Source organism: Streptomyces qinglanensis, from assembly GCF_900111245.1.
Taxonomy (GTDB): domain Bacteria; phylum Actinomycetota; class Actinomycetes; order Streptomycetales; family Streptomycetaceae; genus Streptomyces; species Streptomyces qinglanensis.
In genome coordinates, this window is record NZ_FOGO01000001.1 from 255891 (window position 1) to 276610 (window position 20720).

Sequence of the window (20720 nt, forward strand, 5' to 3'; positions counted from 1 at the left end):
GAGGGTCGTGAAGCCTCCACTGGCCTGAGCCCTGGGCGCCGCCCACACTGCTGTCCTGCGCATCGGACCCTCACGATCGGGCCACTCCCCACAGCACCGCGTCGCCCCATGAGTCCACGGGGGGCCATGGGTTCCGCTCTCTCCAGACGGGAGACCACGATGTCAGGTCACGCGCTCGCCAAGGTCACCGCACCCCGCGCCCCGGGGGCCGCGCACTCCGTCGACCAGGACTGGCGCTTCGCCGAACTGACCGCGCAATGCTGCCTCGACCCCGCCCTCGCGCTGCGCTACGCGGTGGAACCGCGCGGTGTACTGGCCGAGTTCGGAATCGCCACCGAGGCGGCGACACCCGTCCCCGCCCTGCCCGCCGGGCTGGGCAGCGAGGTGACGATCACCAGCCTCAATCCGCGCGACACCGTCGGGCACACCACCGACTGCTCGAGCTGGACCTACGCACCGCCGAACGAGCCGGCACCGGCCGCCGTCCCGGTCTCCCCCGCGGCTTCGGCACGCTGAGCCGCACCCGAGCCGACCGAACGGGGGAGACGGAATGGAGACCGGCACCACACCACCGAGACCGGGGTTCCGCAAGCATCTGCGGCCCGCCGTCGTACCGGGCGACGCCACCTACCTCGTCTCCGAACAGGGGGTCACCGCCGTGGAAGGCGCGGCGATGGCCGCCCTGGCACCGCTGCTGGACGGCAGCCGGGACCTGGCCGAGCTGGCCCGGGAGACCCGCGGGGTGCTCTCGCCCGGCCAGCTCGGCAGCATCCTGGGCCAGTTGGCGGAAGCCGACCTGGTCGCCGACTTCGCCCCGGCGGCCGGGCCGGGCGGCCCGGCCGCCGGGGGTCCCGGGCACTCCGACGCCACCTCCGCGTTCTGGGAGTCCGCCGGACTCGACGGGACGCGGGCCGACGCCGAACTGTCCGCCGGCCGGGTCCGGCTGCTGACCGTCGGCGGCGACGAGGACCGGCGGGCCGCCCGGGACGCTTTCCGGTCGGCCGGGATCGCACTGGCCCGGCCGGGCGAGACGACCGCGCACACCCTCACCGTGGTGCTGTGCGAGGACTACCTCTCCCCCGCGCTGGCCGACATCGACGCGGTCCAGCGCCGCACCGGCCGGCCCTGGCTGCTGGCCAAGCCCTCCGGCGTCCAGCCGTGGCTCGGCCCGATCTTCCAGCCCGGTTCCGGCGCCTGCTGGCACTGCCTGCACAACCGGCTGCGCCACCACCGCTCCGCACACAGCTATGTGGGCCGCGCGCTGGGCCTCTCGGCGCCGGTCACCCCGCCGCGCGCACACATCACCGCCAGCCGGGCCAGCGCGCTCCACCTGCTGGCCCTGCAGGCGGCCACCTGGCTGGGCGGCTTCCGGGACAGCCGGCAGTCGTCGGTGTGGACCCTGGACAGCCTGCGCGGCGAGGGGAGGCACCATCCGGTGGAGCGCCGCCCGCAGTGCCCGGCCTGCGGCGATCCGACGCTGGTCGCGGCCCGGGCACGGCAGCCCGTCGTGCTCCGCTCCCGCCCCAAGGTGCCCACCGGAGGCGGCCACCGGTCGGTCCCGGCCCGCGAGATGCTGCAGCGCCACGAGCACCTGGTGAGCGAGGTCACCGGGGTGGTGCGGCTGCTCAACCGCGATCCGCGCTGTCCGGAGGGCCTCAACGCCTTCGTGTCCGGCAGCAATCCGGCACTGCTCGGCGACGGGGTGCACACGCTGCGCTCGGCGCTGCGCAGCCACAGCGCCGGAAAGGGCGTCACCGAGCTCGACGCGAAGGTCGGGGCGCTGTGCGAGGCGCTGGAGAGGTACTCCGGTACCTTCCAGGGCGACGAGGAGCGGATTCCGGGACGGTACGCGGAGCTGGGTGGCGCCGCGGTGCACCCCAACGCCCTCCAGCTCTACGACGAGCGGCAGTTCGCCCGGCGGCAGGAGTGGAACGCGCTGCACTCGCCGTTCCAGTTCGTCTGCGACCCGTTCGACGAGAACGCGGTGGTCGACTGGACGCCCGTGTGGTCGCTGACCGAGCGGCGGCACCGGCTGCTGCCCACCGCGATGCTCTACTTCGCCACCCCGCAGCGGGCCGGTGCCCCGGTGCCGGTGCGGGCCGACTCCAACGGCAACGCGGCGGGCAGCAGCCTCGAGGACGCCGTCCTGCAGGGCTTCTACGAACTGGTGGAGCGCGACGCGGTGGCCCTGTGGTGGTACAACCGCACCCTCCAGCCGCGGGTGGACCCGGAGTCCTTCGGCGAGGAGTGGATCACCCGGATGCGCGCCTCCTACGCGGCGCTCGGCCGGGAGTTCTGGGTGCTGGATGTGACCTCGGACCTGGGCATCCCCGTAATGTGCGCGGTCTCGCGGCGCACCCGCAGCCCCGGGGCGGGGTGCCAGGACCCCGAAGACCGCGAAGACCGGGAAGACCGGGAAGACATCGTGTTCGGCTTCGGCTGCCACCCGGACCCGGCCCTGGCGCTGCGCCGGGCGCTGACCGAGATGACGCAGATGCTGCCCGCCGTGCTGGACACCCGCAACAGCTTCGAGGACCCGGTCTTCCGCGACTGGTGCACCCGGCGCACCCTCGCCGACCAGCCCTATCTGGCACCCGACCCGCAGGCCCGCACGCTGCGGGCCGGCGACTTCGGCCACACACCCCGCGCCGATCTGCGCGAGGACGTGGCGGACGCGGTCGCGCTGCTGCACCGGCACGGGATGGAGCTGCTGGTACTGGACCAGACGCGGCCCGACCTGGGTGTCCCGGTGGTGAAGGTGCTGGTGCCGGGACTGCGGCACTTCTGGGCACGCTTCGCACCGGGGAGGCTCTACGACGTACCGGTCCGGCTCGGACGCCGCGCCGACCCGGTCGACTACGACGGGCTGAACCCCATCCCGGTGTTCGTCTAGCCGATGGTGGCACCCGATCCCCTCGCCTATGCTGTGCACACCTTCGGCGGGGCGAGGGGAGAGCCCGTAGTGAGCTCAGGGGGAAACCGAATCTCTTTACATCGGCAACGAAACGGGACGCGGCAGCCACTCGCCTACGGGGTCGACGCCGCGATGGCGCCCCGGATCGTGCTGGTGGTCTTCGTCGTCGCCATGGCCGGCATCCTGGGTGCCGCGGTGCTGCACCTGCTGACCGTCGGCGGTTCGCCGATGCAGATCCTGGTCGGCGCGGCGGCGATCGCGGTGATGTTCTGCACCCAGGTGGCCCGCACCACCCAGCGGGGCATGCGGCTGCACCGCACCTACCAGTTCTGGGTGCTGGGCGTGCAGATCGTCTGCACTTTCCTGCCGATGCTGCTGATGGGCACGGCCTGGGTCGGGCTGCCGGGGCTGCTGGCGGGCTCGCTGCTGCTCACCCTGCGGCCGCCCTGGTCCTGGCTGGGAGTCGCCGGATGTGTGGCCAGCGTCCTGGCCGTCACCTGGTTCTCGGGCTGGGCGCCGCTGCGGGTGGCCTACAACGGGGTGTCGGCGCTGACGACCTGCGCCGTGGTCTACGGGCTGACCAAGCTGTCCGAGATCGTCCTCCAACTGCGGGCGGCACAGCAGGAGATCGCCCGGCTCGCGGTGGAGGAGGAGCGGCTGCGCTTCGCCCGGGACCTGCACGACCTGCTGGGCTACAGCCTCTCGGCGATCACCTTGCGCAGCGAGCTGGCGCACCGGCTGGTGGACGCCGATCCGCCGCGCGCCCAGGGCGAGGTGGCGCATGTGCTGGAGATCTCCCGGCAGGCGCTGGCCGATGTCCGCTCGGTGGCGCGCAGCTACCGCAACATCTCGCTGCCCGCCGAGATCTCCTCGGCCGTCTCGGTCTTCGAGGCCGCCGGGATCGACGCGGAGGTCGACTCGACGCTGGAGAGCGTCCCGGAGACGGTGGGCACCGTGCTGGCCACGGTGCTGCGGGAAGGCGTCACCAACATCCTGCGGCACAGCAAGGTGCGCCGCTGCCAGATCACGGTCTGCGGCGACGCGGACTGCGCGGTGCTGCGGTTGGTCAACGACGGAGTCCAGCCGCTCCCCGACCCGCGGGACCCCACCACGCCGCGCCCGGACGACGAGGGAGGCAGCGGGCTCGGCAATCTGGCCGCGCGGGTGAACGCGATCGGCGGCACGCTGCGGGCCGGGCTGCGCGAGGACGGCTGCTTCCGGCTGGAGGCGCGCATCCCGCCCCAGGCCGCCGGCCGTCCGGCGAGCCGGGAGGCCGGGCCCGGACGGTTCGCGGACCGCGCGCCGGGCGGGCCGCACGGCACCGCCCGGGCGGCGGCCGCCTCCGGCGCGGCTACAGCCAGCCCTGCTCCCGGGCGATCCGCAGGGCGTCCACCCGGTTTCGGGCCCCCAGCTTGATGACGATGGCCGTCAGGTAGTTGCGCACGGTGCCCACGGACAGGAAGAGCCGCCCGGCGATGTCGGCGGCCTCGGCGCCCTCGGCCGCCAGCCGCAGCACCTCGGTCTCCCGTGAGGTGAGCGGGTTCTCCCGGGCCGACCAGGCGTCCAGAGCGAGTTCGGGGTCGATGACCCGCTCCCCCGCCCGGATCCGCCGGATGGTGTCGGCCAGCTTGCTCGGCGGCGCGTCTTTGAGCAGGAAGCCCGAGACGTGGGCCTCCAGGGCGCGGCGCAGGTTGCCGGGCTGACCCAGGCTGGTGAGGATCAGGGTGCGGCAGGCCGGCAGCTTCTCGTGCACCTCGGCGGCCGCGGTCAGCCCGTCCACGCCCGGCAGATCGATGTCGATGACGGCGACATCGGGACGGTGCGCGAGGACGGTCGGCAGGATGGCGCTGCCGGAGTCGATCTCGGCGACGATCTCGATGTCCTTCTCGATGTCGAGCAGCGCCACCAGAGCACCGCGCACCATGTGCATGTCCTCGGCGAGCACCACTGAGATCATCGTCGAGTTCCCCCGCGGACTCGGCCGGCCGGACTGGCGTTAGCGAGGCGAGAATACCGCGCCCCGTCACATGCAGCACCGACTCGACCACGATTCGAGTCCAGAGTTCAACAGTCCGTCACATGGTTCCGGATTCCGCCACACCCCCGTCCGCCCGCCCCTACCCCCCGCCGCGCCGCTCGGCGACCGAGGTCCCCGAGGACTACGCGCTGCTGCGCGCCGAGGAACCCGTCGCCGCCGTCACGCTCCCCAGCGGCGATCGGGGGCATCTGGTCAGCCGCTACGAGGACGTACGGGCCGTGCTCGCCGACCCCCGCTGCTCGCGGGCCGCGACGGTGGCACCCGAGGCGCCGAAACTCACGGCCGTCCCGTTCGACGCGGGCGGCCTGTTCACCATGGACCCGCCCGAACACACCCGGCTGCGCGGGCTGGTCGCCCGCGCCTTCACCCCGCGCCGGGTGGAGCGGATGCGGCCCCGGCTGGAAGAGCTGGCCGGGGAGCTGGCCGACGCCATGGCCGCCGGGGACGGCGCCGAGGGCGGCTCCACCGACCTGAACGCGGCCTTCGCCTTCCCGTTCCCGATGGCCGTCATCTGCGAGCTGCTGGGGGTGCCCTTCGCGGACCGGGAGCGCTTCCGCACCTGGTCCGACGCCGTGCTGTCGCTGACGGCGCATCCGCCGGAGGAGATGCTGCGGCACAAGCAGGCCCTGCTGGCCTACCTGGCGGACCTGGTGGCGGACAAGCGGCGCGCTCCCGGCACCGACCTGCTGAGCGCGCTGGTCGGCGTCCGGGACGAGGAGGGCGGGCCCGGCGAGCGGGAACTGCTGGTGCTGGCGATGACGTTGCTGGTCGCCGGGCACGAGACGACGGTCGGGGTGCTGGGCACCTCCGTGCTGACCCTGCTGCGGCAGCCGGAGCGGCTCGGCCTGGTGCCGGACGGGGAGGAGGCGACGGCCGCCCTGGTGGAGGAGCTGCTGCGGCTCAACCCGATCGGGGACGGCGGGCCGCTGCGGGTCACCACCGCGCCGGTGGAGGTGGCCGGGCGGGTGCTGCCGCCGAACAGTGCGGTGATCGCCTCCGTCTGCTCCGCGAACCGGGACGGCAGCCGGTACACCGACCCGGACCGCTTCGATCCGGACCGTACCGGTGATCCGGCCCAGCCGCCGCACCTGGCCTTCGGGCACGGTCCGCACTACTGCCTGGGCGCGCCGCTGGCGCGCGCCGAACTGGCCGTCGCGCTGCGGGTGCTGGCCGGCCGGTTCCCCGCGCTGCGGCTGGCGGTGCCCGTCGAGGCGGTCACCATGCACCGGGGGCTGCTGGTCAACCGGCTGACGGAGCTGCCCGTCCGGTGGGACTGAGCGCGCTGCGGCGGGGCCCGGCGGGAGCCGGGCCCCGGATCCGGGAGCCGTCGCGGGCCCGCGGGCCGTATCCGAAGGCGCGGTCGGCGGCGATGTGGGCGAGCCATCCGCAGGCCGCGACCCGCAGCGGACGGCTGTCCAGGGCACGCGCGGTGCCCAGGAGCAGCAGGGGCACGCCGGGCGAGTGCAGCACGTTGTAGGAGCGCACCGCGTACCGGGGCAGCGGGTCGAACCCGGGGGCCGCGGCGATGCCGTGGAGCAGCGCGACGTCGGGCAGCACCGCGCAGGTCCACAGCACGCGGCTGCGGGGCCCGCCCAGCCGGACGCCCGTGTACAGTGCCGCGGCCGCGACCGTGCCGCTCAGTATCCGCCCCCGCGGGGTGCACCACGTCCAGCCGCTCATGTCCGCACCCGGCCCCGGCCGCCCCGGCGCAGTCCCGCGATGGCCTCCAGCACGGTCCGGCGCACCGGGTGGACGCCCAGGCCGCGGAGCGCGGAGCCGAGCAGCAGCGGGCGGATGCGGCCCAGATGGTCCGGGGCCCCGTGCGCGTCGTCGACCACGAGCAGTCTGCAGCGCGCCGCGGGATCCCGGGTCAGCGCGGCCGCGTCGGCGAGCGGCACGATCTCGTCCCGCAGCGCGGCGACGTAGGTGACCGGGAGGGGCGCGAGGCGGTCCAGTTCCGGCGGTGCGAGCGCCCAGTCCCGCAGCGCGGGGAGCACGTCCGCGGGCGGGTGCCCCGTCAGCCGGGCGAGGGTGTGCGCTGTCGTCGCCGGGATGCGGGCCTGCTGCCCGGCGTCCCGGAAGAAGTGCCGTACCGGTGCGCCCACGGTGGAGACGCCGGTGATCCGGGGATCGGTCAGCGCGGCCCGCAGCGCCAGGTGGCCGCCGAAGCTGAGTGCCACCGCGTGGGTGCGGCCGACGTCCGCGCGGTCGGCGAGGTGGTCGAGCAGGGCGCCGAGCATGGCGGGGGCCGCGGTGTCGTAGGGCAGGGTGTTCTCCCCCACGCCGGGCAGTTCGGTGACGGCCACGGCGGTGCCCAGCGCGGCGGCGCGGGCCAGCAGCGGGGCCCACTGCTCCTTGACCGAGACGATGCCGCCGCACACCAGGATCAGGGGCCGCGGGGCGCTGCGGGAGAGTCCGGCCGTCCAGGCGGTGAACCGGCCCGTGCCGCCGGGCGGTTGGATCTCCGCCCGGCCGATGTCCGGGCGGGTGGACCGCCAGTGGTCGAAGGAGCTCACGCACAGCCGCTGGGCCCGCTCCCGCGCCGGACCGTCCGGGTGGGGGAAGCGGGCCAGCGCGTAGTGGCGGACCGCGTCCAGGTGCCGGCCGCGCGCGGCGAGCGCGTCGCCCGCGCGGCTCCAGACGGCGGGCCAGGCGTCGGGCCCCTCGCCGTGCGCGCTGCGGACGCGGGAGAGGACCGCGCGGCAGCGGTCGGCCGGGATGCCCTGCGCGCGGGCGTGCAGCGGTGCGAGCGCCCGGAGTTCGGCCAGACCGGGCGGGTCGGTGCATGCTGCGGTACCACGCGTACCACTCATACGGATGTCACCTCGCTCGGTGTGGACGGCTGTTCCCGCCGGACGGCGGGGTGCCGGCCGGGGAAGTAGGCGGGGGCCAGCACCCGGCGGCGCAGCGCGGGGCTCGCGTCCAGCGCGCGGTAGACGGTCCGGCGCAGCGCGGTCGCGGCGGGCGCGGTGAGGGTGAACATCCGCTCCTGCCGCAGTTGGAGCGCGCGCGAGCGGCCTACGTCCGGCTCCCGGCGCCGCTGGAAGAGGTCGAGGGCGGTGTGCAGGGCGCGGCCGCGGGCCCGCCGGTCGCGGCCCAGCGCCTCGGCGGCCAGCGGCGCGAGCGCGACCGCGTCGGCCAGCGCATGGTTGACGCCCTGGCCGAGGACGGGCGAGAGGGTGTGCGCGGCGTCGCCGATCAGGACGACGCCGGGCGCCGACCAGCGCGGCACCTCGGCGGTGAAGATGTCCAGCAGCGCCGTGTCCGACCACGTCCGCAGGCTGCCGCGGGCCGCTTCCCCGGCCTCCGGGGCCAGTCGGCCGATGCGGGCGCACAGCAGGCCGAGGCCGCCGGCGCGCAGCGCCCGCAGCCCGCCCTTGGAGATGTTGAGGCCGACCCGGACGGTGCCGTCCGTGCAGGGCAGGAACAGACCGTGGCTGTCCCCGGCGATCCGCACCCGGTAGACGCGGCGGTCCCAGTCGGCGGGAAAGGGCAGCTTCAACCACACCACGTCGCGCTCCAGCGGCCGGTGCCGCACCCGCTCCTGGAGTCCGCACAGGCGGCGCACGGCGCTGTGGCGGCCGTCCGCGCCGACGGTGAGCGGCGCCTGGACCCGCACCGTGCCGGTGGGGGTGCGCGCCCGTACGCCGGTCACCGCCGGGCCCTCGACCAGCAGTCCGACCGCGGTGGCGGGCTCCAGCACCGTGCAGGAGCCCGGCTGCCGGGCGGTCTGTTCGGCGAGTGCCGCCAGCAGGGTGTCCTGCGGCAGTTCGGCGGGGTGCCGGTAGCGGTAGGGGAAGTCGGCGAACCGCAGGTCGAGCACGCGGCGGCCCGCGTCCTGGATCTCCAGCCGGTCCACCCGGTGGGCTGCACCGCGGACCCGCTCCCAGACGCCGAGCCCGGCCAGCAGCCGCACGCCGTCCGGTGAGACGGACTCGCCGCGGAAGGCCGGGCCCGCGCCGCGGGCGGGGTCGCGCTTCTCCAGCAGGACCACCTCCAGGCCCAGCCGGGTCAGCGCCAGCGCCAGGGCCCGGCCGCCGGGCCCGCCGCCGACCACGCAGACGTCGGCGCTCAGCGCGCTCCCGTCGGCTGTCGCGTCACTGCGCACGGTGCCCCTCCCCCGTCCCGTCCACCAGCGCGGCGATGAGCCCGTCGTCGAGCATGGTGGCGGCCGCGGTGTCGCTGGTGTCGCCGAAACCGGCGTCGAAGTGGGCGACGCTGACGGTGTAGGCGCGGTCCACCAGGCAGGTGTGGAAGGCCCATTCGGCACCGGTGCCCGGCTCCCCGTCGGGCCGCAGCACCTGCACGTTGTGGTCCTGCGGGCTGAATCCGAACTCGGTGAAGCGGAACCGCATGCCCTGTCCGATGGCCTTGCTGTACGCCTCTTTCAGGGTCCACAGCCGCACCAGCGCCGCGTTGCGCCGCTCCTCGGCGATCTGCGCGAGGGCGCTGCGCTCGTACGGTGTGCAGACCTGCTTCTCGGTGCCCAGACCCAGCATGGGGCGGTCCTTGGCCTCGGCGTCCACCCCGATCCAGCCGCGCCGGGTGAGACCGACGAGCAGCAGGTTCTCGGTGTGGCTGAGGCTGATGTCGATCTGGTCGAGGCCGCGCAGATAGGGGCGGCCGCCGGGCTTGTAGGCCAGCTCGACGGCCTCGGGCGCGGCCTCGACGACCGCGCAGGCGACGTGTTTGAGCAGCAGCCGGGACGCCACGAAGCGGGCCCGCACCTGCGGGTGGCCCATCGCCCGGAAGCGGGCGTGATCCCGGCCCAGCAGCGGGCCCAGCCGCGGGTGGTCGAGGTCGGCGGGCAGCCATTCCGGCAGCCGCCCGTACACGACGACGCTGCCGTGCCGCCCGACGGCGTCACGGACCCGCTCCCAGGGTCCGTGCGGTCCGTTCATCCGCACCGGCCGGGCGAACGGCTCCGCCGTCCTGCCGTCCGCCGCGGGGCCCAAGGTGATCGCCATGCCAGCCCTCCAGGCACGTCGCCGCGCCGTCGGTCGCGTCCACCGCGCGGTGGGCCGCCGGGCCCGGCGCGCGGATGCCCGGCGGCGCCTGCCGGGCGGTCGGGGTGTTCACGCGGTCACCGCCGCGGACCAGATGTCGCGCAGGCTGCGCGCCTGGAGTACGGCGTCCACCGGCACCGGACGGTCGAGTACCTGTTCCAGCAGCCCGATCAGCCGCAGCAGGTGTACGGAGTCCCACCCGGCCAGCTCGGTCAGCTCCCGCTCGGCGTCGGCGGGTGCCAGTGCCGTGCCGAGGTGGGCGTTGGCGAGTTCGATCAGCTCCTCGACGGTGCGCATGCCCCCACCTCCGTCCCGTCCGCGGTCGGCTGCGCGGGCTCGCCGGTCAGGCGCAGCCGCAGCGTGATGTGCCCGGGGACGGGCGGGAGCGTCCGGAGCGGATGCTCGAACCGCACCTCGCCCGGGGCGCGGGACTCCGCGCCGGTCGCCGCGCCGGTCCCCCGGCCGGTCTGCACGCCGGTCTCCGCGCCGTCCTCGCGGTCGCTCCCCGCCCGCGCACCGGCGGCCGGGCCGGCCGCGGTGCCGCTGCCGGGAGGGGCTTTCGGTCCGGCACCGGGACCGGTGACGGTCCGGAAGCCGTGCCGGGGACAGAGCGTCCGCACGGCCGCGTTGGCGCGGGTGGGCCGCCAGACGGCGTGCACGGCGGTCAGCCCGGCCTCCCGCGCCGCCGCCAGCAGCCCGGCGAGGACGGCCTCCTCGACACCGCGGCCCAGCACCCGGCAGCTCAGCAGCAGGTTCTCCACCCGCAACCGGTTGCCGTCGATCCGCGCGAGGACGGCACCGACCACGCCCTCGTCCCCGAACCGGTCGGCAGCCCGCACCGCCAGCACCGCGGCGCCGGGTGCGGCCGCGCGCTGCCGCACCTGCTCGGCGCTCAGCCGCTGCCCGGTCAGGTTGAACCGGTTGGTGCGCAGGGTGAGCTGGGCCAGCCGGGCCAGTTCGTGCTCCCGGGCGGGCGAGATCTCCACCCGCAGCTCCAGGGTGGCGAGAAAGGCGCGGTGGTCGGCGGAGGCGGCCTCGGAGCTCACCCGCGCCGCGCGCCGGGCGTAGCGCACCGGCCGCAGCCGGTCCTCGTCGGTGAGCGCCGGGGTGTCGAACCAGCCGTCCGCGAGCAGGCGTTCGGTGTGCAGCGCGGGCTCCGCGTCCAGCTCGACCACGGCGGCGCCGGGCACCCCGGCGCGCACGCTCTCCCGCTCGAAGGGCGTGTCGTCGGCGAAGACGACCGCCTCCGGGGCGAGGCCCAGCCGCTCGGCGACGGTGCGCACGCCCTCGGCCTTGGAGCCCCAGCCGGCGACGACGGTCGCGAAGTCGTCCGGCCGCAGCGGGAACTCGGGGTGCTCGGCCAGCGCCCGGCGCACGGCCTCTGCGTCGTTCCTGCTGCAGACGGCGAGCAGCACGCCCTGCGCGGCGAGCTGCTTGACGGTGAGCTGGAAGGCGCCGAAGGCCGCACCGCGCAGGGTGCCCGCCGCCGTGACGCCCTCGGGCCCGTCCTCGGCCAGCACCCCGTCCCACAGGGTGCCGTCCAGATCGAGCACCAGGCACTTCTTGGCCTCGCCGCGCAGCCCGCGGATCAGATGGGCGGCCTCGCGGGCGTAATGGGTCAGCAGGTCGGCGGTGCAGTGCGCCTCGGCGTAGGTGCCCAGGCGCGGCTCGTCGGCGCGGACACCCGCGCTGGTGACCGGCTCCAGATCCAGGACGGCGAGCCCGGCGGACGGCCGGGCCATGTGCAGCAGGTCGGCATTGAACTGCTTCCACAGGCCGCCCAGTTCGGCGCGCTGGGCGAGGGAGGTGAGCTGATGGGTGAAGCGGCGCAGCAGCGGCACGGTGTTCAGCACCAGGGTCGCTCCCCTCGGCGCGGAGGCCGCATGAAGCTGGGCCAGTTCGCCGAGCACCTTGCGCCGGCGCTCCGCGGCGACGCTCACCTCCAGCGGCTGCCACGGCACCTCGACCGTGTCCCAGACGGTGAGCGGATCCAGCACGCACAGGGTGACCTCGGGCCTGTGCGCGTAGAGCGGGGAGTTCGGGTCGGCCAGGTCGCCCAGGTAGCCGCCGCTGCCGCACACCCGGGTGCGGGCCAGGATGCCGTGCCGGGCGAGCTGTGCGGTCAGTGCCGGCACCAGCTCGCCGACCGTGCCCCGCCCGGTGACGGCGACGCGGACGACGGGGGTGTCCGGGTGGTGGGCGAGCACCTCCTCGGGGTCGAGCGGGGCGAGCACCCGGCCGGCGAAGTCGAGCGTGTCCCGGTCGGCGGCGGCCAGCAGCTCGCGGACGGCCGGGTACTCGGCCGCGAGCCTGCCCCGGGCGTGCAGGGTGCGCAGCGCGGCGCCCGGGGCCGGTGCGGGGTCTCGGTCAGGCATCGGACGCCTCCACGGTGAAGCCGGCCCGGATCCACTTGCTGGACTCCACGGAGAGGACCAGGGCGCGCTGAGCGGGGGTGAGCAGCGGGAGCAGACGGTCGAGCTGGTGGAGGACCAGCGCGTTGCCGGTGTTGCCGGTCTCCGCGACACAGGAGACCGGCTCCCACTCGAGCCCGCGGCCCAGTTCGCTCGTGATCCGCTCGGTCATCCTGCCGCCGAGTTGCGGCGGCAGCAGGTAGTCGACGCTCTCGGGAGACCAGTCCGCGGCGGTCAGCAGCGCGTCCCGCAGCTCGCGGGCCAGCTCCGGCACCCGCTGCTCGACAGCTTTGTAGTCCTCGCGCACCGGGGTGCGGGGGGCCGTGCCGGACCGCAGATCCGCGGCGCCGAACCACTCGACACGCTGTCCTGGGGGGAGTCCGAGCCCGGCCAGCCGGTGTTCGAGGTGGGTGAGCGCCGCCCGGGCGCCGGGCCGCGGCCTGCCGCTGACGACGGCCGCGCCCGCGCCGTCGCCGAACAGCACGTAGTTGACCAGCGCGGCCGGCGGCAGGTCCCGGAAGTCCTGTCCCAGGTCCAGGTGCTTGCTGCACACGTCGCCGCCGACCACCAGCCCCAGCCCGGCCGGGCCGAGCGACAGCAGGGCGCGGGCCACGGCGAACGCCTGGACCGCGCCGCCGCACCCGGACTGGAGCTGGTAGGCGGCGGCTCCCTGGATGCCGAGCCGGTCGGCCAGCAGCGCCGCGGTGCTGGGCATCAGCGCGTCCGGGGTGGCGGTCGCCAGCACGATGAAATCCACCTCGGACGGGTCGGCACCGGCGTTGGCCAGGGCCCGGTCCGCCGCGTCGGTGCACAGGTCCTCCAGCGTCCAGCGCGCCCGGCCGGTGTCCAGGTCGACGGCGAAGTGCCGGGTCCGGGTGCCGATGAACGTCTCCACCCAGGCGGACGGGATGCCCAGGCGCTCGGCGAGCCGGTCGTTGCCGACCGGCTCGCCGGGCAGCGCCGTCCCGGTGCCCAGCAGATGCACGGGTGGCGGTCCCACCCCCGGGGCCCTCACACGGCCGCCGGTGCCGGCAGGCCGCGCAGATACGCGGTGAGGGAACCGATGCTCACCAGACCGGCGATCATCTCGGGCAGCGACAGCTCGCCCAGCTCGGGAAAGCGCACCTCCAGCCGGTGCTTGAGCTCCATCAGCATCACCGAGTCGAAGCCCAGGTCGTCGTAGAAGCGCACGTCCTCGCCGAGTTCCTCCGGCACGCCGCCGGTGATCCCGGCCACCACGGCGCGGACTCCGGCCCCGAAGTCCGGCGGCGCCGCCGCAGCGGGCAGCTCCGCACCGGACGGCTGCCGGGGAGTGCCGTGCGGGCCCGGTCCGGTGCCGCCGTCGCAGGCCGCGCGGGGAGCCGTGCCCGTGCCGCCGGACCCGCCGGGGGCCGGACCGTTGGTGGTGCCCGGACCGGTGGCGGTGTCGGTGCCGCTCGTCCCGGTGGCGGTGCGCGGACCGGTGCCGCCGTCCGGGTACGTGTCCGGGCCGGGCCCCGCGCCGTCGGCGTGCCGCACCGGCACAGCGGCCGTCGGCGGCTGCCGCCAGGAGCGCCATCGGGTGGCGAAGACGTGCGGTGCCATCCGTACGGTGCGCCGGTCCGCGGCGGCGTACAGCCGCTCCCACTGCGAGTCGAGGCCGTCCTCGTACAGCCGGGCCACCACCTCGGCGAGGTCCCGCGGACCGGAGTCGGCGCCGCGGCACGGGGTGAGCACCGGGAGACCGCGTGCGGCAGTGATCCGGCGCAGCAGGCCGGCCAGTACGGGCTGGGGCCCGATCTCCACGAGATGGGTGGGCGGATCGGCGCACAGCGAGCCGACGGCGTCCGCGAACCGGACGGTCGCCGGGATCTGCGCCGTCCAGTACGCGGCGTCCGGCGCGGCTCCCTCGGGCAGCGGTCCGCCGTGCACCGTGGAGTGGAACGGGATGCGCGGCGGTGCGGCGGGCAGCCCCGCGGCGGCGTCCGCGAAGGCGTCCAGCACCGGCTCCATCAGCGGCGAGTGGAAGGCGTGCGGGACCGGCAGCGGGGTGCAGCCGAGACCACGCCGCGCCAACCGCTCCCTGATCCGGGCCAGGCCCGCCAGGGTGCCGGAGAGCACGGTGGCGCCGGGAGCGTCGACGGCGGCGACCGCACACTGCGGCTCGTCCGCGACGGCGGCCTGCGCCTCGGCGGCCGCGGCCCGGGTGGCGAGCATTCCGCCGCCTGCGGGCAGCGCCTCCATCAGCGCACCGCGCCGGGCCACCAGACGGGCGGCGTCGGCCAGTTCCAGCCCTCCGGCGACCACCGCGGCCGCGAACTCGCCGATGCCGTGGCCGAGCACCGCACAGGGCCGCACCCCCAGCTCCCGCAGGCCGGCGGCCAGCGCGTACTCGACGGCGAACAGCGCGGGCTGCGTCAGGCTCGCGCGGTGCACGCGGGCGCTGCGGGACAGCAGCAGTTCGTGCACCGGCTCACCGGTCCAGGGGCGCAGCGCGGCCGACGCCTCCCGCAGGAAGCCGCGGTAGAGCGGCGAGCCCGCGTACAGTGCGGCTGTCATACCGGGGTGCTGGGAGCCCTGGCCGGTGAAGACGAAGGCCACCGCGGGCTCTTCGGACCCGGTGGCCCGGTCCGCCGGTACGGCCTCCGCCGCGGCCCGCAGCTCCCCGGCCAGCTCCTGCGGGGTGCCGGCCACCGCGGCGAACCGGACCGGCCGCGCGGCCCGCACCCGGTTGCTCGTACGGCACAGCGCCGCCAGGTCCCGCTCCGGCAGGGCCGCGGCCGCGGCTGCCTGGCTGCGGAGGTTGTCGCGCAGCGCGTCCGGGGTGTCGGCGGAGAGGGTGAACACCCCCAGGGCGGACGGTTCTCCGGCCGCCAACGGTTCTCCGGCCGACGGCTGCGGCTGCGGCTGCGGGCGGGGCGGCGGTCCCAGGACGAGGTGTGCGTTGGTGCCGCCCATGCCGAAGCTGGAGACGCCGACGCGGTGGCCGGGCCCGTGGGCGGCCAGCTCCAGCGGCTCGGTCACCAGCTCCATCCGCCGCCGGGCCAGGCCCAGTCGCTGGTTCTCGGCGCCCGCGGCCGGTCCCGGCGGCACGATGCCGTGGTACACCGCCAGCACCGCCTTCACCAGTCCCGCCATCCCCGCGGCGCCCTCGGTGTGGCCGACGGCGCTCTTCGCGGAGCCGACCGCGAGCGGCGCGGTGCGGGGGCCCTGCCGGGCGCCCAGCGCGTCGTCGAGCGCGAGCACTTCGATGAGGTCACCGAGCGCGGTGCCGGTGCCGTGCGCCTCCACGTACCGGATCTGCCCGGGCTCGGCGCCCGCACGCAGCCGCGCGGCGGTGACCACGTCCCGCTGCGCGGCGCGGTGCGGCGCCATGATGCCGTTGCTGCGGCCGTCCTGGTTGACGGCGCTGCCGTGGAGCACGGCGTACACCGGGTCGCCGCGCCGCACCGCGTCGTCCAGCCTGCGCAGCACCACCACGCCCACACCCTCGCCGCGGCCGATGCCGTCGGCCTCGGCGGCGAACGGTTTGCACCGGCCGTCGGCCGCGGCGAGTCCGGCCTGCCGGTAGATCCGGTCCAGCGCGGTGCCGATGACGATGTTGACACCGCAGGCCAGCGCCAGGTCGCACTCGTCGGCCTGCAGCGCGGTGCAGGCCAGGTGCACGGCCACCAGCGACGAGGAGCAGGCGGTGTCCACGGTGAGGCTGGGGCCGCGCAGGTCGAACTGGTAGGCGAGCCGGTTGGCCAGCATGGAGCGCCCGCTGCCGGTTCCGGTGCGCGGGGTGATCCCGGCCGGGTCGGCCAGCGCCAGCCGGGCCCAGTCGTCGGACATCGCACCGACGTAGCTGCCGGTGCGGCTGCCCGCCAGTCCGGACGGCGGCAGCCCGCTGTCCTCGACCGCCCGCCAGGCGCACTGCAGCAGCAGCCGCTGCTGCGGGTCCATCGCGGTGGCCTCGGCGGTGGGGATGCCGAGGAATCCGGGGTCGAAGGCGTCGGCGTCGGCCAGGAACGCGCCCGGCGCCGCGCCCCGGAAGCGGGAGGGCGGCGGGGCACCGACGGCGTGCGCGGTGCCGTTCAGCAGCCGCCAGTACCCGTCCGGGTCGGGCGCTCCGGGAAAGGCGCAGTCCAGGCCGACCACGGCGACGGCCCGCGGGTTCGTCCCGGGCGCCGGGGCCCCGACCGCGGCGCCCGGCTGCGGCGCGGCGTCCTGAAGCGGGGCGACGTCCTGAAGCAGGGCGGCGTCCCGGTGGGGCGCGGCGTCCTGGTGCGGCATCGTCACACCCCCGCCGGTCCGTCGGCGCGGGCGGGTCCGCCGCGTGCGTACTCCTCGGCCAGGCAGCGGGCCAGCGCCTCGACCGTCGGATGGTCCCAGGCGACGGTGGGCTCCATGAAGAGCGCGAACTCGTCCTCGATGTCGCCGTAGAGGCTCAGTGCGGCCACGGAGTCCAGCCCGTACTCCGCGAAGGGCGTGCGCGGGTCGATGTCCTCGGCCGGGCGGCCCAGGAACTCCGCGAGGCGGCCGGTCAGCCACCGCGCGAACTCGCGTTCCCCCAGCTCAGCGGGGAGCGCCGCCCGGGTCGGGCCCGGCGGACGGCTCACCGGCGGATCCGGGAGCTGGGCCCCGGTCGGTTGCGGCATCATGGCATGCTCCTCAGCCGGCGAGCGGGGTGTCGTACAGGTCGTAGCTGCGCCCCTCGTGGTAGCGCGCGAGCACCTCGTCCAGCAGGTGCCCCTCCCCGTCGGAGGGCAGCTCGGGCAGCGGGCGGCCGAGCCGTTTGACGAGCCGGGCGAGGGCTGCGGTCAGCCACCCGGGACCGGCCAGGAAGCCGGCGGCGGCCGACTGCGGCCCGGGACGCCCGGCGGTGCCCCGGTGCCGGTCCCGGTCCTGCTGGCGCCACACTCCGAGGCAGGCGGCGGCCGCCAGCAGCAGCGCGTAGCGGTCCGCGCCCGCGTAGGCGCGGGGGCTGGCCAGTACGGTGCGGTCCCTGGCGGGCATGGCCGCGCACTCCTCCTGGAGGGCGCGCAGCTCCGCCTCCAGCTCGCCCGCCAGCGCGGTCAGCGCCGGGCGGTAGGCGCCGGTGCGCGCGCCGCTGCCCGCCAGTTCCGCGGCGGCTCCCACCAGGGAGCAGGCCAGCGAGTCCGACGTGGCCACGAGGGCGAGCCGCGCCGGGTCCAGCGGCGGCAGCGGATCCCGGATCCGGAACAGCCCGTCGGGCGCGGGCGGGCCGCCGTACCACGCGGTGCGGGCCAACCGGGGAAGCTGCGGGATGATCGTCGCCTGGCAGGCGGCGGTGCCCGCATGGCCCAGGCTGATCATCGGCAGGTCCCGTACATGCTTCTGGAAGGCGCCGTACTCGCCGCCGCGCACATAGAAGTTGGCGCCCAGCACGACGGACAGGTCGTAGGTGGTCTCCGTCAGCAGTTTGGGCAGCAGATACTTGACGGCTGCCGCGTACACGCTGGTCTCGGCGGGCAGCAGGTGGACGGCGCGGGTGGCGGCCAGCGCCAGGCAGTCGCAGATCAGCAGGTCGGTGAAGGCCCCGACGAGAGTGGCGCGGGCGTGCGGGATCTCCAGCACCGAGCGGTTGTAGAGCTGCCGGTCGAGGGCGAAGCCCACCGCGGTGCGCAGCGCCGTGTCGCCCCCGCCCAGGATCATCGACGGGACGACGCTGCGGGTGATCTGGAAGGATCTGAGTGCCAGTTCGACGCCGTCGCCCACCTCTCCGACGAGCGCGTCGCCGCCGACGGGGCAGTCGGTGAACTCGATGCCCGCGTTCTGGCAGCCGCGCACACCGACGGTGTGGTAGCGCGGCAGATAACGCAGCCGCCCGGCGGGGAGGCGGTCCTTCTCCACCAGCAGCACGGAATGGCTGCGGCTGCCCGCGGCCTCGTCGGTCCGGCTGAAGAGGACGAGCGCCTCGGCCCGCACGACGTTGTTGATGACCTGCTTGACGCCGTCGAGCCGGAAGCCGCCGTCAGGGGTGGGGGTGGCGCGGAACTCGTTGCGCACGAAGTCGTTGCCGTGCGCCAGCTCGTGGTACGCGATGGCCAGCCGGCCGCCGTTCAGCAGCAGTTCGGCGACCCGGCGGCGCTGCTCCTCGGTCCCGGCCGCCCAGACCGCCACGGCGGCCAGGAACGTGGTGGCACCGTAGCCGAGGCCCAGGCTGGCGTCCCGGCGGAAGACGGTGCGCAGCACCCGGCCCAGAGTGTCGATCCGGTCGAGCCGGCCGCCCCGCTCCCGGGGCACGAACTCGGCGTTGAGCCGGAAGCCGGTGAGCACCTCCTCCGCTTCGGCGAGCAGTTCGCCGCGCTCGTCGGCGGCCAGCAGCGCTGCGGTGCCCAGCGGGTTGCCCGGATCGTCCGGAGCGCCGAAGCGGCGTTCCAGATCGGCGATCCGGTGCTGGATCCGGAGCTCCTCGTCGGCCCCGGTGACCTCGCCCTGGGCCTTGCGCTCGGTCGGCGTCAGCATGGCGGTCCCTCCGCTGTGCGGCAGGGGAACAGCGAGAACAGCTCCCCTGCCGCGTACTGTGCGGCCATCCGTTCCAGCAGCCGCTCGTACAGCGGCTCCCGCGCCTCCTCCTCCACCCCCCGGGGCCGCGGCAACGGCCCCGTACTGCCGGGTACAGCCTCCTCCAGCCCGCTCGAGAGCCGGTCCAGCACCGCATGGAGCCACAGCGGCGACGGTGCGGCCCTCCCCTCGCCGCCCCCGCCGTTCCCGCCGCCCCCGGCGTTCCCGGCGCCCCCGGCGTTCCCGGCGCCCCCGCCGTACCGCCACAGGCCCAGCGCGCAGGCGGCGGCCAGGCAGGCGCTGTAGCCGCGGGCCAGGTCGAAGCTCTCCACGGGGGCACCGCCGGGCAGCAGCCGGGCAGCGCCCATCCGGGTGTGCAGCGCGCGGCAGGCGGCGCCGAGGGTGCGGGCCGCGCGCGCCGCGGGCACCAGCCGGACGTCGTCCGCGGCGGCGCGGGCGAGTACCGCGGTACTTCCGGGAAGCGAGGCGGCGAGCGTGCTGCCGTGCCGGGCCAGCAGGCTCAGCGCCTCCGGCCGCAGCGGAGGCAGCGGCCGGTCCGGGGAGAAGGTGGCGGCCTCCCACGCCCCGTGCCGGGCCGGGCCGCTGCCGGCCGGTGCCGCGAACCCGCGTGCCAGCGTGCGGAACTGGGCGGTGAGCGCGTACAGGTTCACCATCGTGTTGCCGTCGAAGATCCCCACGATGCGGTGGTCGCGCTCCAGCTTCTGGAAGCGCCCGTGCGCGTGGTGGTCGCTGAGGAACGCGCGCGCCCCCAGCACACCGCGCAGCCGCAGCAGGACCCGGTCCACCGTGGTGGGTACCAGATACTTGGCGACCGCGGAGGTGACACTCAGTTCCTCGGGCAGCGTGTGGATGCTGCGGGCCGCGACCAGGCTGAGCGCCTCGGCGGCCAGCAGGTCGGCGTAGCACTCCGCCAGCGTCCGCCGCACCAGGGGCAGGTCCAGCATCCGCCGCCCGTACAGTTCGCGCCCGGCGGCGAAGCCGTAGGCCAGCCGCAGCCCGTGGTCGGCGGCGCCCAGCGACAGCCCGGTGCACAGCGAGCGGGTGATCTGCAGCGCCTTCAGCACGGTTTCGGGACCCTCGCCCTCCCGCCCGATCAGCCCGTCCCGGCCGACCGGCGCCGCGTCGAAGGCGATGCCGCTGATGTCGGCGCCGCGGATGCCCAGCGTGGACACCTTGGGCAGCGGGCGCCAGGTGCCGTGCGGCAACCGCGCCTTGTCGACGAGCAGCAGGCTGAAGCCCCGCGGCCCGCCCTCCGGCGCGGTGCGGGCCAGCAGGCAGACCAGCCGGCCGCGGGTGGCGTTGTTGATCAGCCACTTCTCGCCGGTGATGCGGTAGCCCTCCGGCACCGCCTCGGCGACGACCTCGCCCGCCATCAGGTCGCTGCCGTGGGCGCGTTCGGTGAGCCCGAGCGAGACCAGTTCCCCGGCGCGCACCAGACCGGCCAGCCGCGCGGCCCCCGGGCTCTCCTCCGCGACCCAGACACAGACGGCACCCAGGAAGGTCTTGCCGTGCGCCACGGCACTGGTCAGATCCCGCCGGGCCAGGGTGCGGACCAGCTCCAGGAGCTGCGGCAGTCCGGTGAGCGCACCGCCGTGCCGTGCGGGCACGTAGTAGTGCTGGACTCCGATGCGGTCGAGTGCGGCGCAGGCGGCCGCCGGGAACTCCTCGGCGACGTCCTGGCGGGCGGCGGCGGCGTAGCCGAACGGCCCCGCGCTGTCCTCCGGGTCGCCGAGCAGGGCGTCCAGGCGCTCGGCCAGCGCCCACCCGGCGGCCGGCGCCGGGACCGCCGGGTCCGTCGAGTGCGCCGCGGCCGGGGCCGGGTCCACCGGGTCCGGGACCGC

The 20720-nt window shown here is 75.7% G+C and carries 16 protein-coding genes; 4 read left to right on the forward strand and 12 right to left on the reverse strand.

Annotation, left to right across the window (positions count from 1 at the left end; all coding sequences use genetic code 11):
• Positions 1-159 precede the first annotated feature (159 nt).
• The 3 genes from BMX65_RS01145 to BMX65_RS01155 all read left to right on the forward strand — a co-directional run bounded on the left by BMX65_RS01145 (position 160) and on the right by BMX65_RS01155 (position 4330).
• Positions 160-516: a hypothetical protein gene (locus tag BMX65_RS01145; protein ID WP_074998202.1), complete on the forward strand. Its 357-nt coding sequence runs from the start codon at positions 160-162 to the stop codon at positions 514-516.
• Between the two features lie 34 nt (positions 517-550).
• The gene (locus BMX65_RS01150) at positions 551-2893 is read left to right on the forward strand and encodes a TOMM precursor leader peptide-binding protein (RefSeq protein WP_074998203.1); all 2343 of its coding nucleotides are present in this window, start codon (positions 551-553) and stop codon (positions 2891-2893) included.
• A gap of 153 nt (positions 2894-3046) precedes the next feature.
• The gene (locus BMX65_RS01155) at positions 3047-4330 is read left to right on the forward strand and encodes a sensor histidine kinase (protein WP_074998204.1); all 1284 of its coding nucleotides are present in this window, start codon (positions 3047-3049) and stop codon (positions 4328-4330) included.
• Here BMX65_RS01155 and BMX65_RS01160 read toward each other — a convergent pair.
• Positions 4266-4871 carry a response regulator transcription factor gene (locus BMX65_RS01160; protein WP_074998205.1) on the reverse strand — a complete coding sequence of 202 codons (606 nt, stop codon included), beginning with the start codon at positions 4869-4871 and terminating at the stop codon, positions 4266-4268. The genes BMX65_RS01155 and BMX65_RS01160 overlap by 65 nt on opposite strands.
• A 122-nt stretch (positions 4872-4993) precedes the next feature.
• On the opposite strand from BMX65_RS01160, the gene BMX65_RS01165 reads away from it, so the two are divergent.
• Positions 4994-6229, forward strand: coding sequence for a cytochrome P450 (locus tag BMX65_RS01165; protein WP_074998206.1), 1236 nt, complete (start codon positions 4994-4996; stop codon positions 6227-6229).
• Here the strand turns inward: BMX65_RS01165 and BMX65_RS01170 are convergent.
• The 11 genes from BMX65_RS01170 to BMX65_RS01220 form a co-directional block, all read right to left on the reverse strand.
• A complete protein-coding gene (locus tag BMX65_RS01170; RefSeq protein ID WP_239501773.1) occupies positions 6192-6632 on the reverse strand; it encodes a DUF4260 family protein in 441 nt (146 codons plus the stop codon). The two genes, BMX65_RS01165 and BMX65_RS01170, sit on opposite strands and share 38 nt — an antisense overlap.
• A complete protein-coding gene (locus BMX65_RS01175) occupies positions 6629-7765 on the reverse strand; it encodes an alpha/beta hydrolase (RefSeq protein WP_074998207.1) in 1137 nt (378 codons plus the stop codon). Before BMX65_RS01175 ends, BMX65_RS01170 begins: the two co-directional genes overlap by 4 nt.
• On the reverse strand, positions 7762-9060 hold the full coding sequence (locus tag BMX65_RS01180) for an FAD-dependent monooxygenase (RefSeq protein ID WP_079171630.1): 1299 nt from the start codon (positions 9058-9060) through the stop codon (positions 7762-7764). The genes BMX65_RS01175 and BMX65_RS01180 overlap by 4 nt, the downstream gene beginning before the upstream one ends.
• Positions 9050-9919: a 4'-phosphopantetheinyl transferase superfamily protein gene (locus BMX65_RS01185; protein ID WP_079171631.1), complete on the reverse strand. Its 870-nt coding sequence runs from the start codon at positions 9917-9919 to the stop codon at positions 9050-9052. The genes BMX65_RS01180 and BMX65_RS01185 overlap by 11 nt, the downstream gene beginning before the upstream one ends.
• A 108-nt stretch (positions 9920-10027) precedes the next feature.
• A complete protein-coding gene (locus tag BMX65_RS01190) occupies positions 10028-10255 on the reverse strand; it encodes an acyl carrier protein (protein ID WP_074998208.1) in 228 nt (75 codons plus the stop codon).
• Positions 10234-12333, reverse strand: coding sequence for an HAD-IIIC family phosphatase (locus tag BMX65_RS01195; protein WP_074998209.1), 2100 nt, complete (start codon positions 12331-12333; stop codon positions 10234-10236). Before BMX65_RS01195 ends, BMX65_RS01190 begins: the two co-directional genes overlap by 22 nt.
• Positions 12326-13369, reverse strand: coding sequence for a beta-ketoacyl-[acyl-carrier-protein] synthase family protein (locus BMX65_RS01200; RefSeq protein ID WP_239501774.1), 1044 nt, complete (start codon positions 13367-13369; stop codon positions 12326-12328). The genes BMX65_RS01195 and BMX65_RS01200 overlap by 8 nt, the downstream gene beginning before the upstream one ends.
• Before the next feature lie 11 nt (positions 13370-13380).
• On the reverse strand, positions 13381-16623 hold the full coding sequence (locus BMX65_RS01205; RefSeq protein ID WP_079171632.1) for a type I polyketide synthase: 3243 nt from the start codon (positions 16621-16623) through the stop codon (positions 13381-13383).
• 2 nt (positions 16624-16625) lie between these two features.
• Positions 16626-16991, reverse strand: coding sequence for an acyl carrier protein (locus BMX65_RS01210; RefSeq protein WP_079171633.1), 366 nt, complete (start codon positions 16989-16991; stop codon positions 16626-16628).
• Between the two features lie 10 nt (positions 16992-17001).
• Positions 17002-18819, reverse strand: coding sequence for an acyl-CoA dehydrogenase family protein (locus BMX65_RS01215; protein WP_074998211.1), 1818 nt, complete (start codon positions 18817-18819; stop codon positions 17002-17004).
• Positions 18813-20705 carry an acyl-CoA dehydrogenase family protein gene (locus BMX65_RS01220; RefSeq protein WP_074998730.1) on the reverse strand — a complete coding sequence of 631 codons (1893 nt, stop codon included), beginning with the start codon at positions 20703-20705 and terminating at the stop codon, positions 18813-18815. Before BMX65_RS01220 ends, BMX65_RS01215 begins: the two co-directional genes overlap by 7 nt.
• Positions 20706-20720: the final 15 nt, after the last annotated feature.

Coding starts and splice junctions, on each gene's coding strand:
- BMX65_RS01145 (WP_074998202.1), top strand. CDS start 160: ATGTCAGGTCACGCGCTCGCCAAGGTCACCGCACCCCGCGCCCCGGGG.
- BMX65_RS01150 (WP_074998203.1), top strand. CDS start 551: ATGGAGACCGGCACCACACCACCGAGACCGGGGTTCCGCAAGCATCTG.
- BMX65_RS01155 (WP_074998204.1), top strand. CDS start 3,047: ATGGCGCCCCGGATCGTGCTGGTGGTCTTCGTCGTCGCCATGGCCGGC.
- BMX65_RS01160 (WP_074998205.1), bottom strand. CDS start 4,871: ATGATCTCAGTGGTGCTCGCCGAGGACATGCACATGGTGCGCGGTGCT.
- BMX65_RS01165 (WP_074998206.1), top strand. CDS start 4,994: ATGGTTCCGGATTCCGCCACACCCCCGTCCGCCCGCCCCTACCCCCCG.
- BMX65_RS01170 (WP_239501773.1), bottom strand. CDS start 6,632: ATGAGCGGCTGGACGTGGTGCACCCCGCGGGGGCGGATACTGAGCGGC.
- BMX65_RS01175 (WP_074998207.1), bottom strand. CDS start 7,765: ATGAGTGGTACGCGTGGTACCGCAGCATGCACCGACCCGCCCGGTCTG.
- BMX65_RS01185 (WP_079171631.1), bottom strand. CDS start 9,919: ATGGCGATCACCTTGGGCCCCGCGGCGGACGGCAGGACGGCGGAGCCG.
- BMX65_RS01190 (WP_074998208.1), bottom strand. CDS start 10,255: ATGCGCACCGTCGAGGAGCTGATCGAACTCGCCAACGCCCACCTCGGC.
- BMX65_RS01195 (WP_074998209.1), bottom strand. CDS start 12,333: ATGCCTGACCGAGACCCCGCACCGGCCCCGGGCGCCGCGCTGCGCACC.
- BMX65_RS01205 (WP_079171632.1), bottom strand. CDS start 16,623: ATGCCGCACCAGGACGCCGCGCCCCACCGGGACGCCGCCCTGCTTCAG.
- BMX65_RS01210 (WP_079171633.1), bottom strand. CDS start 16,991: ATGATGCCGCAACCGACCGGGGCCCAGCTCCCGGATCCGCCGGTGAGC.
- BMX65_RS01215 (WP_074998211.1), bottom strand. CDS start 18,819: ATGCTGACGCCGACCGAGCGCAAGGCCCAGGGCGAGGTCACCGGGGCC.